11 protein-coding genes are annotated in these 11,676 nt (G+C 55.2%); 9 read left to right on the top strand and 2 right to left on the bottom strand.

Annotation, left to right across the window (positions count from 1 at the left end):
- Positions 1-13 precede the first annotated feature (13 nt).
- Together MWU61_RS17675 and MWU61_RS17670 are read right to left on the bottom strand one after the other, a co-directional pair.
- The gene (locus tag MWU61_RS17675) at positions 14-451 is read right to left on the bottom strand and encodes an EF-hand domain-containing protein (protein WP_247129795.1); all 438 of its coding nucleotides are present in this window, start codon (positions 449-451) and stop codon (positions 14-16) included.
- Between the two features lie 30 nt (positions 452-481).
- Positions 482-1,108: a peroxiredoxin gene (locus MWU61_RS17670; protein WP_247129794.1), complete on the bottom strand. Its 627-nt coding sequence runs from the start codon at positions 1,106-1,108 to the stop codon at positions 482-484.
- A gap of 108 nt (positions 1,109-1,216) precedes the next feature.
- Between MWU61_RS17670 and MWU61_RS17665 the strand changes: the two genes are divergently transcribed.
- The 9 genes from MWU61_RS17665 to MWU61_RS17625 all read left to right on the top strand — a co-directional run bounded on the left by MWU61_RS17665 (position 1,217) and on the right by MWU61_RS17625 (position 11,670).
- Positions 1,217-1,678 carry an Rrf2 family transcriptional regulator gene (locus tag MWU61_RS17665; protein WP_247129793.1) on the top strand — a complete coding sequence of 154 codons (462 nt, stop codon included), beginning with the start codon at positions 1,217-1,219 and terminating at the stop codon, positions 1,676-1,678.
- Positions 1,675-2,349, top strand: a complete 675-nt coding sequence (locus tag MWU61_RS17660) for a Crp/Fnr family transcriptional regulator (RefSeq protein WP_247129792.1) — start codon at positions 1,675-1,677, stop codon at positions 2,347-2,349. The genes MWU61_RS17665 and MWU61_RS17660 overlap by 4 nt, the downstream gene beginning before the upstream one ends.
- A gap of 124 nt (positions 2,350-2,473) precedes the next feature.
- Positions 2,474-3,355 (top strand): MBL fold metallo-hydrolase, encoded by an 882-nt coding sequence (locus MWU61_RS17655; RefSeq protein WP_247129791.1) that lies wholly within the window; start codon positions 2,474-2,476, stop codon positions 3,353-3,355.
- 14 nt (positions 3,356-3,369) lie between these two features.
- Entirely contained in the window at positions 3,370-5,043 is a 1,674-nt protein-coding gene (locus tag MWU61_RS17650) for a bifunctional protein tyrosine phosphatase family protein/NAD(P)/FAD-dependent oxidoreductase (RefSeq protein WP_247129790.1), read from the top strand.
- A gap of 61 nt (positions 5,044-5,104) precedes the next feature.
- On the top strand, positions 5,105-6,814 hold the full coding sequence (sulP, locus tag MWU61_RS17645; protein ID WP_247129789.1) for a sulfate permease: 1,710 nt from the start codon (positions 5,105-5,107) through the stop codon (positions 6,812-6,814).
- A gap of 489 nt (positions 6,815-7,303) precedes the next feature.
- Positions 7,304-8,227 carry a helix-turn-helix domain-containing protein gene (locus MWU61_RS17640; protein WP_281502244.1) on the top strand — a complete coding sequence of 308 codons (924 nt, stop codon included), beginning with the start codon at positions 7,304-7,306 and terminating at the stop codon, positions 8,225-8,227.
- A gap of 24 nt (positions 8,228-8,251) precedes the next feature.
- Positions 8,252-9,583: a ParA family protein gene (locus MWU61_RS17635; RefSeq protein ID WP_247129787.1), complete on the top strand. Its 1,332-nt coding sequence runs from the start codon at positions 8,252-8,254 to the stop codon at positions 9,581-9,583.
- Positions 9,583-10,533 (top strand): ParB N-terminal domain-containing protein, encoded by a 951-nt coding sequence (locus MWU61_RS17630; protein WP_247129786.1) that lies wholly within the window; start codon positions 9,583-9,585, stop codon positions 10,531-10,533. Before MWU61_RS17635 ends, MWU61_RS17630 begins: the two co-directional genes overlap by 1 nt.
- A gap of 96 nt (positions 10,534-10,629) precedes the next feature.
- Complete coding sequence (locus MWU61_RS17625; protein ID WP_247129785.1) at positions 10,630-11,670, top strand: TRAP transporter substrate-binding protein; 1,041 nt, start codon at positions 10,630-10,632, stop codon at positions 11,668-11,670.
- Positions 11,671-11,676: the final 6 nt, after the last annotated feature.

Here is an 11,676-nt window from a genome sequence, read left to right as displayed (position 1 = left end):
CCTGATGCACTTGTCAGTTTCGTTTCGGGCCAAAGTCGGCGGCAGTGATTGCACCGTCTCCGTCGCGGTCCACATCTGCAATCCAGCGGGCGGTGTTGTTCAGGAACTCTGCGCGGGTCACTTCGCCGTTCGCATCCGTATCGTTGAAATCCATCGTCAGTCCAACCTGCATCCGGTGGCCACCTTTTCCGTGGCCGCCTGCATTGTTCTCCATATCCGCGGCGCGGGTTTCGTCGAAAAGAACATATTCGGCGGCATCCAAGACGTCGTTTTCATCTTGGTCAAACATGTAGAAAACGTCGCCGCGACGCGTTGTCGCCTCTGCGACTGTGACGCTGCCATCTTCGTCCAGATCCCAGTTCAAAAGAAAATGTGCACCGGGTGTTTCTTCTGCGAAAGCGGCAAGCGGGCTGATCGAAAGGGCGGCAGCAATAAGAAGTGTTTTTGTCATGGTCGTCTCCGATTGAATTGGGCGCAAAGGTTAGATTTTGACCGTGCGTAGGTAAGGACGCAGCGTTTCAAATCCTTGCGGGAATGCAGTCTTTGCATCCGCATCCGACACCGATGGTGGGATGATAACATCGTCGCCCGGCGTCCAATCCGCAGGTGTGGCGATCTTGTATTTATCGCCGGTCTGCAGGGCATCAATGACACGTAGGATTTCGTCAAAGTTCCGACCGACGCTCATCGGATAAGTCATGGTCAGGCGGATTTCCTTATTCGGATCAATGATGAACACAGACCGGACAGCGGCGGTTTCGCTCTCGCTGGGGTGGATCATGTCGTATGCTTTGGCGACGGTCAGGGTCGCGTCGGCCACAATCGGGAACACGAGGTTTGTGTTCTGCGTGTCGTTCACTTCGTCGATCCATTTCACATGTTCTGCGACAGTATCCGTCGACAGACCAATCGGCTTCACGCCGCGGGACGCAAATTGTTCGGCAAGCTGTGATGTGCGGCCCATCTCTGTGGTGCACACAGGGGTAAAATCAGCGGGGTGGCTGAAAAAGAACGCCCAATCGTCACCGATCCAATCGTGAAAGTTAATCGGGCCAGTGGTTGTGTCAGCGTCAAAGTTCGGGGCGGTGTCACCGATGCGAAGGCTCATGTCGTTTATCCTATATTTGAAATAGTGGTTTAAACGGGATGTAGACCTACCCATTTACAAAAGCAATACCTTGAATGTATCTTTTAGGTGCGGCAACAGGATGCACCCATGAAACTGACAAGCTATACCAACTACGCGATGCGATCTCTCCAACTCGCCGCGCTGAAATCGCCAGACCTTGTGCGGGTCGATGATGTGGCGAAAATTCACAATCTGTCCCGCCCTCACATTATGAAGATCGTCCATGAATTGGGACGTGCAGGATATCTTGAAACGGTACGCGGGCGTGGTGGCGGGTTTCGGCTGGCGCGTGACGCCAAGGATATTATCGTGGGTGATGTGGTGCGCATCACCGAAGGACCGTTGGACGTTGTCGAATGCTTCAACCCCGAAAAAAACACCTGCCCGCTGATGGGCATCTGTATCTTGTCGCGCAAAATGCAGGAAGCCACCGCAGCCTTCATGGCCGTATTAGATGACCTGACAATCGCGGATATTTCTGCGAACAAGGGACAACTGCTTGACCGGATCGCACCGCTTGAACTTCCACGTGAAAAGGCCGCGCCATGACTGAAACAACCGACCTTTGGGTGGACCGCTTTCCAGGATTGTCGCGGCTCAAGGCCCCGATCAAAGACCTGTTAGTGTCGCGCAGCACGATCATCGAAGTCCCGAAAAACACGATGATGTTCGGACCGGGCAAATCGCCTGAAAACATGCTGTTCCTGTTGGACGGTACGGTGCGGGTGCAACAAGTCTCGGAAACGGGCCACGAAATCGTTCTCTACCGGATCAACGCGGGGCAAAGTTGCGTGCTGACCACCGCCTGCCTTTTGGCCTACGACGATTATTCGGCGGAAGGGATCACAGAAACCATGGTGCAAGCCGCCGCCGTGCCGCGTAGCGTGTTTGACGATCTGGTATCGCAATCCAAAGATTTCCGTGACTTCGTTTTCGCGGCGTTTTCCAAACGGATCACCGATCTGTTCTTGATGATCGACGAAGTCGCGTTTCAACGGCTTGATGTGCGGCTCGCCGACAAACTGATCGCTTTGTCGGACGGGAAAGACGACATCGCCACGACGCATCAGAAACTATCCGTCGAACTGGGCACCGCCCGCGAAGTCGTGTCACGCCAGTTGCAAGAATTTCAGCGGCGCGGTTGGATCGAACAAGCGCGTGGCAAGGTCAGTTTGCGCAACAGGGTCGAACTCGAAAAGCTCGCAAATCATAATACGTAAAGGTTTCTCTGGCTTGGTGACAATATCACCAAAGATATCCGGCAAAAGGACTACATAAGATATAGCTTTTACAGGCAAAGACAGAATCACCGCTGTCCGCGCCCAACCAAAACGAGGTATATTCATGAACTATCCTGTTGATATGTCCGTCAAACCCGATGTTTCGGCCCACTTTGACGAAGCCACAAACACGATCACCTATATCGTGAAAGATCCCAACAGCGACCACTGCGCGATCATCGATAGCGTCATGGATATCGACTATGCTGCGGGCCGGATCACCTATGAAGCCGCCGACAAACTGATCGCCGAAATCAAGGAACGCGGCCTGATTGTTGACTGGATTATTGAGACCCATGTTCACGCCGACCACCTTAGTGCGGCCCCCTACATCCAAGACAAACTGGGCGGCAAAATCGGTGTTGGTGAAAAGATTTTGGTCATTCAGGAAACGTTTGGCAAAATCTTCAACGAAGGCACCGAATTCGAACGCGACGGATCACAGTTTGATGCGTTGTTCAAAGACGGCGACGGCTACATGATTGGCACAATGCCCGCATTTGCGATGTACACACCGGGTCACACGCCGGCCTGTATGGTGCATGTGGCTGGCGACGCGGCCTTCGCAGGCGACACATTGTTCATGCCCGACGGCGGATCAGCGCGGGCCGATTTCCCGGGCGGCGACGCGGGCGAATTGTACGACAGCATCCAAAAAGTGCTGGCGCTGCCAGACGACATGCGCCTGTACATGTGCCACGACTATGGCCCGAACGGCCGCGCGATCGAATGGGAAACCACTGTCGGCGAACAAAAACGTGACAACATCCACGTTGGCGGCGGCAAGTCCCGTGAAGATTTCATCAAGTTCCGAACCGAACGCGATGCACAGCTCGCCGTACCAAAACTGATCATCCCGTCACTGCAAGTGAACATGCGCGCAGGTGAAGTGCCGACAGACAAAGACGGCAATCCAATGCTCAAAGTTCCCGTAAACGGCATCTAAGTCAGGTTAGAACAATGGAAATGAAGACACTTACCGCTGGCCTTTCGGTCAGCGCCCAAATCCATGCGGCCGATATGCAGGCCATCAAAGACGCCGGCTTTCGCGGCATCATCTGCAACCGCCCCGATGGCGAAGGGGCGGATCAACCGACCTTTGACGAAATCGCCAAAGCTGCGAAAAAGCATGGGATCGAAGCTGTTTATCAGCCAATCACCCCTGGCAAAGTGTCCGATGACGACGCCGACGCCTTTGACACCGCGCTGACCGAATTGCCGGGTCCGGTGCTGGCCTATTGCCGGACAGGTACACGGTCCACCACGCTTTGGTCGCTCGGCCAAGCCGAGAAACGCACCCTTGCCGATATTCTCGCCGCGACCAAAGCGGCGGGTTACGACATGGGCGGCGTGGTTCGCCGGATCGTGAACGGCGGCAAAACGCCAACGGACACATGCGACGCGCAATACGACATCGTTATCGTCGGGGCCGGTGCAGGCGGTATTGCCGCTGCTGCCAGCCTGAAATCACGCCGCGAAAATCTAGAGATCGCGATCATCGATCCGGCTGATATCCACTATTACCAACCCGGTTGGACGATGGTCGGCGGCGGCATTTTCGACGCCCAAGACACGGCCCGCACCATGGGATCGCTGATCCCCAATGGCGTGCATTGGATCAAATCCGCCGTCGCCGCGTTCGAACCTGCTAATAACGCCGTCATCCTCGATGGGTGTCGCGTGGTGAAATATGACCGCTTGATCGTGTGTCCGGGCATCAAGCTGGACTGGCACAAGATCGACGGCCTTGTCGACACCCTTGGCCAGAACGGCGTGACCTCAAACTACCGCTACGATCTTGCCCCCTATACGTGGGAATTGGTCGAGAACATGAAATCGGGTCGCGCGATCTTTACGCAGCCACCAATGCCGATCAAATGTGCGGGCGCGCCGCAAAAGGCGATGTATCTGTCCGGAGACGCATGGCACCGGCGCGGCGTTCTCAACAACATCGACATCCAGTTCAACAACGCAGGTGGCGTGTTGTTCGGGGTCAAGGATTACGTCCCTGCGCTGATGGATTACGTCAAGAAATACGATGCGACGCTCAACTTCTTCCATACACTTGTGGCGGTCGACGGGCCTGCGAAAAAGGCTTGGTTTGACGTGGCAAAACCCGACACACCGGTTGAACGGGTCGAAATGGATTTCGACATGATGCACGTTTGCCCGCCGCAAACGGCACCTGATTTCATCCGCGTGTCACCACTGGCCGATGCGGCAGGTTGGGTCGATGTGGACCAAAGCACCCTGCGCCACAAAACCTACGACAACATCTGGTCGCTGGGCGATGTGATGAACGCACCCAACGCCAAAACCGCCGCCGCCGCGCGGATCCAAGCGCCGATCGTCGCCGAAAACATCATGGCCGACATCAACGGCGGATCACCGGTCGCGCAATACAACGGCTACGGATCCTGCCCGCTGACCGTGGAACGCGGCAAAATCGTGTTGGCCGAATTTGGGTATGGCGGGACAATGCTGCCCAGCTTCCCCAAAGCGTTGCTCGACGGCACAAAACCCACACGGGCTGCATGGTTCCTGAAGGAAAAGATGCTGCCACCTGTTTACTGGAAAGGCATGCTGAAAGGGCGTGAATGGATGGCCAAGCCTGAAAAGATCACCGTTTCGTAATGCCTTAGGTCGTCCCTGATGCGAACAGGCAGGGGCGACCATTTAATCACCCGAGGTCACCATGACACTGTCCACTTATCTGCCAATTCTCACATGGGGGCAGGCCTATAACCGGTCCGCTTTTTCCAATGACCTCGTCGCGGCGTTGATCGTCACGATCATGTTGATCCCGCAATCACTGGCCTACGCATTGCTTGCGGGCCTGCCGCCCGAGGCAGGCCTTTACGCCTCTATCGCGCCGATCATTCTATACGCCATCTTCGGCACCAGCCGCGCGCTGGCCGTGGGCCCCGTCGCCGTTGTGTCGCTGATGACAGCCGCTGCGTTGTCCAACATCGTCGAACAAGGCACGATGGGATATGCGGTCGCGGCCCTATCGCTCGCCGCTCTTTCAGGGGTGATTTTGCTCGCAATGGGCCTGTTTAGGCTCGGATTCGTGGCTAATTTTCTGTCACACCCTGTCATCGCAGGTTTCATCACTGCATCCGGTATCATCATCGCAGCCAGCCAGCTGAAACACATCCTTGGCATTGATGCCCACGGACATAATTTGTTGGAACTCGTCATTTCGATCATCCAGCACCTGCCAGAGGTAAACTGGATCACCGCGATCATCGGTTTTGTCGCGACAGCATTCCTGTTTTGGGTGCGGAAGGGCCTAAAACCCCTGTTACAGAGCCTTGGTTTCGGCGCTGGCCTAACCGGCGTTCTCGTCAAAACCGGCCCGGTTTTTGTGGTCGTCGCAACGACGCTCGCCGTTTGGCTGTTCAATCTGAATGACGTTGGCGTCAAAATCGTCGGTGACGTCCCACAAAGTTTGCCACCCCTCACGCTCCCATCGTTTTCCCCTGCCCTGCTCAGCCAACTGCTGCTGCCCGCCTTCTTGATCTCGATCATTGGCTTCGTTGAATCGATATCCGTGGCGCAAACCTTGGCCGCAAAGAAACGTCAGCGCATCGACCCTGACCAAGAACTGATCGGGCTTGGGGCCGCCAACATAGGCGCATCGCTGACGGGTGGCTTCCCGGTTACGGGCGGATTTTCACGGTCCGTCGTGAACTTTGACGCAGGCGCGGAAACCCCTGCCGCTGGCGCATTCACCGCAGTGGGCCTCGCCATTGCCGCCCTTGCGTTGACCCCCCTGATCTATTTCTTGCCGAAAGCCACGCTCGCCGCGACCATCATCGTCGCAGTGCTCAGCCTTGTGGATTTTTCGATCCTGAAACGTAGCTGGGGCTATTCCAAAGCCGATTTCGCAGCCGTGCTCGCCACGATCCTCGCGACCCTCGCATTGGGGGTTGAGGTTGGCGTGTCCGCAGGCGTCGGGCTGTCGATCCTGCTACATCTCTACAAATCGTCCAAACCGCATATCGCCGAAGTCGGGCAGGTTCCCGGCACCGAACACTACCGCAACATCCTGCGTCATGACGTGAAAACAGACCCTAACGTTGTGACTTTGCGGGTGGACGAAAGCCTGTACTTCGCAAACGCACGCTATCTGGAAGACAAAATCCAGACCCGCGTCGCAGGTGATAAAGCAATCCGGCACGTCATTTTGCAATGCTCCGCGATTAACGAAATCGACCTCAGCGCACTTGAATCGCTCGAAGCAATCAACGAACGCCTACGCGAGATGGACGTCAAATTGCACCTGTCAGAGGTCAAAGGCCCCGTGATGGACCGCCTGCAAAAACAGCACTTCTTGTCCGACCTCACGGGCAATGTGTACCTGTCGCAGTTCGAAGCGGCACGATCCGTCGCCGCCAGCTAAGCAGAATCGCCCCTGCCCTGTCGCAAGATTCGCGCAGGGGGCCGATGCTTTTCGGCAATTTCACTATTCGAACATTTTCCTGACATTTGCTGCTGTGCACCATTTTATCAAAGATTTCAGCAAGTTATCCACAGACAAATGTGCCGCACGCGCAAAGCAAAGAAAATCTTGCCATTGTCATGGCTTTTCGGGCTATATAGAGACAAATACCAAGAATAAGCGGCCAAAGGCCGACCATCAGGCGGACACCTATATGCGTAGGCACCAATCATTTCTCTTGCAACCGCGCGTAGCGCGGCCCGCACCCGTGTTGCTGATCTCCATCCACAGCGGAGCCATCAACATGCGCTAAAAACGTCAAAGCCGAGCGGCGGCAACCACTCGGCTTTGGTCAATAACAAACCCCACGGGCTTATCATCTGTTCTACCCTGATATTAGCGCCGTGGCATAAAATTCGCAAGCAATAGCTTTGCGAAAACGAGGAAATTATGTCCGAGCATCCCACTTTCGACCGCGCAAAAGGCTTTGTCGCCCTGCCCGTCGAAGTCCTAGAACTTGATCTCACCCCCGGCGCGTTCCGGCTTTTGGTCGAACTGTGTCGCATGGCGAACGCGGACGGCTTTTGCTGGCCGTCCCTTGACCAGCTCAGTGACCGTTTGGGGCGATCAAAATCCGCCATTTCCGGCTATATCAAAGACCTACGCGCGGCTGATTTGGTCACGACGACAGAGCAGAAGACGGCTAACGGTTACAACTATCGTCTCAAATATCAGGTGACTTTTTGGAAGGATTGGCGCGCTTCGCTTACCGGCAAAGTTGTTCAGAAAAATGAACGCAGTGTTCAGCAGGATGAACGCCTTAGAGAATCTAAAAAACAGAGTCATTTAAATCAACTTACGCCTGCGGCGGTTTGTGTTTTGGACAAATTGTTGGATGATTGGGCTGCTTGTTTTCGCGGTGCCCCCTACCCTACCGTTGCGCGGTTCCCGTCGGCGGATACCCTATCCAACAGTGAATATGCTGTGAATGCTGCGGCCGGTGACTTGGCTATATCCGCGGATATAATTTCTGCGCTTCGGGCCACTTGGCGTAAACTTCGGGTCGCGACAGATGAACAAGCGTTGACCGAACAGGCTAAATACCTTGTCAAAGCCGGGTATTCTCAGGCCAACCTTGATCAACTATTAGCGCACGTCGAAAAGACTTGGGAAGTCCATTGGCGGCGGCCACCAAGCGATGAACAATTCGCGAAACTGATCAAAGCAGCGAAGGTTGTGACTGATCAACAAAAAGGAATCCTGCTTAAATCGCACCTGAAGCGTTGGGAGTTAGCACAAAAGACCTTGCAGAAATCGCCGCGCTCCGATTGTTTAGGCGCAACAAAACTATCCGCAACTTTTGCGGCTGGATAACAATATATCCGTGGATATAACTTGATGGCTTACGGGCAATTCGAACAATTCATTCGCAACATGAGCCGCGTTATGGGTGCGGTGAACACAAAGTTGCAGCGCGACCTAACCTTGCGCACGCGCGTTGCTCGTCGGTTTTCGATGGTCGAAGTCGCAGGGCTATTGTCCGTCGACACGACCTACCTGACGCGCATATCAAACGAAGAACCGGGGTTTCCCGAGGGCGAAAAGCGGGGGCGCGAGCGGACATTTTCACCGTCCGAGATCATGTTGATCCGCGCGATCATAGGGTCGAACCCTGCCGCCAAACGCCCCTACATGCATTGGCGGACAAAAGATCAGCCAGTGAAGGTCGTGACGTTTGGTGCACAAAAAGGCGGGACCGGTAAATCGCTTAGCGCCGCGCATTTCGCCCAGTACGTGAACCTGCATTACGGTTTGCGGGTTGGTGTGATTGATGCCGATCCGCAGGCTACGGTTAGCCTGTATTTCGCAGACGAAAAGTTGCCGCTGTTTGAACCGGATACACCAACGCTTGCCGACTTTATGGGCGTAGATGAACCTGGTGCAGATAAATTAACAAACCGTGATGCGACCGCGCTGGATGCGATTTGGCAGGGCACGCCTTGGCCCGGTATCAAATTGATTCCCGGTGGCGCGAATATTCAGAACGGCGATATCAGCCTGTTCTTCATGTCGCAAAGCACCCAAGTGCCCGTGTACCGCGTCCTGAAAGATGCGATCAAAACGTGGGATGAGGGCAACGGGCCGAAAACGGCGCTGGATGATCTCCGCGGTGATAACGGCAAATTTGATATCGCAAAATATGAAGAAGCGTTGAACGAAACGGTCGATGTGATTGTCATTGATCAGCAGCCGTCGCTGACGTTGATGCAGTTGAACGGATTGGTCGCGGCGGACAACGTTATTATCCCGCAGACGATGAAGGGCTTCGATCTAGCTACGCTTGCGACCTATGTGTCGAACATCGGCGAATACCTTGAGTTCATCATGGGGTTCGAAGCGGATATTGAGATCGGTAAGGGCGAACATGCGGTTCTTCCGACCATCGTGCAGGAACAAAATAGCCAAGATACGGACCAGATTTTGGACCTGTATCGCAAGGCCCCACGCGAGGTCATGCAGGTCTGGTACACCCGATCTGATGCGATTGCGAACGCGGCTGAGGAATACAAAAGCATCTACGAATACCTGCCGCCCAAGACCCGCCGTGCGTCGGCAAAAGCGTTCATGGCAAATGCCAACGCGGTGAATGACGCACTGGTGCAAAAGGTCTGGCCGGATCTCCCAACGAAAGGCTTTGCCAAAACATTCATAGAGGAGCGCTGGAGCTGATGGCCCGCAAACGCAAACTCGACGCGACGATCCCCGAAGAGATACTAACGCCGCCTGTAGAGCCTGAAAAAGACCGCAAGGGCAGCATGGGTGGCATGTGGGCCGGTTCGGCGATGAACATGCTGAAGCAGCGGATCGAAGATGCCCATGGATCGCTTTATGCAGGCGTCATGGCGGGCACGGTTTCGCTTGAATTAGACCCTGCGCAGATCGTCGATCAGGTCGGCAGCGACCGATTATCTCCGTGGCAAGAAGACGAAGATTTCGCGGCGCTAAAAGCCAACATTAAACGCCGTGGTCAGACGCAGCCAATTCGTGTTCGTCCTGTGGATGAAGATTGGACACCGGACCAAGCGAACCCATTGAAAACCAGCGATCAGTTTATGATCCAATCGGGCCGTCGCAGGCTAGAGGCGTGTCGCGCGTTGGGTCAGCCCGTGCTTGCGATTATCAGCACGACGCAGGGCGATCAGGGTCTTGCCGATCTTGAAGAACGGTTCCACGAAAACACGATGCGTCGGAACCTGAACGGGTTCGAAGAACTGATTTCTATTGGTTTGCTAGCGCGCAGTTTGGGTGAGCTGACGCAGGCCGAAATCGCAGCACGTCTTGGGGTCGGGCAGGGTGATGTTTCGTTGGGTCTAGCGTGCCTCGAATATCGTCAGCAGATCATGGATCAGGTTGATATCGCGACAGCCCCGAAACGCAGCTATCGTGCGATGATCCCCAAACTGAAACGCGGCGAACGGGTGACCCCACTGCTGCCGAAGGCACTGACAGGCGAATACACCCAGCCCTATGATGTTCGCGGTGTGCGGATGGCCGCCAAACTTGGCCCGCGCGGGTATGATATCAGCATGAAGCAAACCCAGATCGCAGAGGCGGATTTAGAGCCTATGTTGGGCGAAATCGCCAAGATTGTTCAGAAGTACCAAGCAAAATCGCGGTGATCCTGTCGTCTGCCGGAGGGGGATTGGCCTGATCATTTGCGCGGGACAACGGGAAACAGATGTGCCAGACTTTGTGCAACAAGGGGAGGATAATTGATGTTCCACACGAAAACCGCTTTGGGTGCTGCGACACTAGCGTTGTCTGCGACGGGGGCCTTGGCCCAAGACGTTACGCTCAATCTGCACCAGTTTTTGCCTGCGCAAGCTGTTGTTCCAGCAAAGATCCTTGACGTCTGGGCGGACAAAGTCGAAGCCGCATCTGATGGCCGTATCAAGGTCGAACGCTTTGCGTCAATGGCGCTCGGTGGTGCCCCGCCCGAACTGATGGATCAAGCAATTGATGGTGTTGCGGATATCGTTTGGACCGTGGTTGGCTATACGCCTGGCCGTTTCCCAACGACGGAAGTTTTTGAGCTGCCGTTCATGGTTGAAGACGCAAGTGCAGCGTCCTGCGCCTATTGGACGATGTATGAAGCGCACATGCAGGAAGAATTTGCCGATGTGCATGTTCTTGGCACATGGGTACATGGTCCGGGCATGTTCCACACGGCTGATCCTGTTGAGGTGCCCGCCGATCTGGAAGGCATGAAAATTCGCGGTGGGTCGCGTCTTGTGAACCAGTTGCTGGAACGCGGTGGTGCGACACCCGTCGGGATGCCTGTGCCTGCTGTGCCAGAAGCGTTGTCCAAAGGCGTGATCGACGGGACCACGATCCCGTGGGAAGTCACGACCGCCTTGAAGATCCCTGAACTGGTTGAAAACCACACGGAATTTGAAGGTCCGGCGCTGTATAACCTGACCTTCGTTCTTGCCATGAACAACGATTCATACGCGGCAATGCCTGCTGATCTGCAGGCGATCATGGATGCGAATTCCGGTCTGGAATTTTCGGTCTTTGCGGGCATCACACAAGAAGCTGCCGATGCGCCCGCCCGTGCGATTGCGGATGACGCTGGCAACAACATCATCACGATTGATGCGGAGACCGCAGCGTCCGATTGGTGGCCTGTTGTCCAGCCGATTTACACGGATTGGGTTGCCGAGATGTCAGAGCAGGGCCGCGATGGTCAGGCCTTGATTGATGAGGCGCGTGCATTGATGTCCGGGTCGTGCGCTGGTGCGACGACCGATTATTAAGATCAC

Origin of the sequence: Loktanella sp. F6476L, assembly GCF_023015725.1 — a bacterium.
GTDB lineage: Bacteria > Pseudomonadota > Alphaproteobacteria > Rhodobacterales > Rhodobacteraceae > Yoonia.
Note: the sequence above shows the minus strand (reverse complement) of the source record. Positions and strands in the feature narration are given on the sequence as shown.

Excerpts from the sequence above, each read along its gene's own strand:
- MWU61_RS17675 (WP_247129795.1), bottom strand. The coding sequence starts at position 451 with ATGACAAAAACACTTCTTATTGCTGCCGCCCTTTCGATCAGCCCGCTT.
- MWU61_RS17670 (WP_247129794.1), bottom strand. The coding sequence starts at position 1,108 with ATGAGCCTTCGCATCGGTGACACCGCCCCGAACTTTGACGCTGACACA.
- MWU61_RS17665 (WP_247129793.1), top strand. The coding sequence starts at position 1,217 with ATGAAACTGACAAGCTATACCAACTACGCGATGCGATCTCTCCAACTC.
- MWU61_RS17660 (WP_247129792.1), top strand. The coding sequence starts at position 1,675 with ATGACTGAAACAACCGACCTTTGGGTGGACCGCTTTCCAGGATTGTCG.
- MWU61_RS17655 (WP_247129791.1), top strand. The coding sequence starts at position 2,474 with ATGAACTATCCTGTTGATATGTCCGTCAAACCCGATGTTTCGGCCCAC.
- MWU61_RS17650 (WP_247129790.1), top strand. The coding sequence starts at position 3,370 with ATGGAAATGAAGACACTTACCGCTGGCCTTTCGGTCAGCGCCCAAATC.
- sulP (WP_247129789.1), top strand. The coding sequence starts at position 5,105 with ATGACACTGTCCACTTATCTGCCAATTCTCACATGGGGGCAGGCCTAT.
- MWU61_RS17640 (WP_281502244.1), top strand. The coding sequence starts at position 7,304 with ATGTCCGAGCATCCCACTTTCGACCGCGCAAAAGGCTTTGTCGCCCTG.
- MWU61_RS17635 (WP_247129787.1), top strand. The coding sequence starts at position 8,252 with ATGGCTTACGGGCAATTCGAACAATTCATTCGCAACATGAGCCGCGTT.
- MWU61_RS17630 (WP_247129786.1), top strand. The coding sequence starts at position 9,583 with ATGGCCCGCAAACGCAAACTCGACGCGACGATCCCCGAAGAGATACTA.
- MWU61_RS17625 (WP_247129785.1), top strand. The coding sequence starts at position 10,630 with ATGTTCCACACGAAAACCGCTTTGGGTGCTGCGACACTAGCGTTGTCT.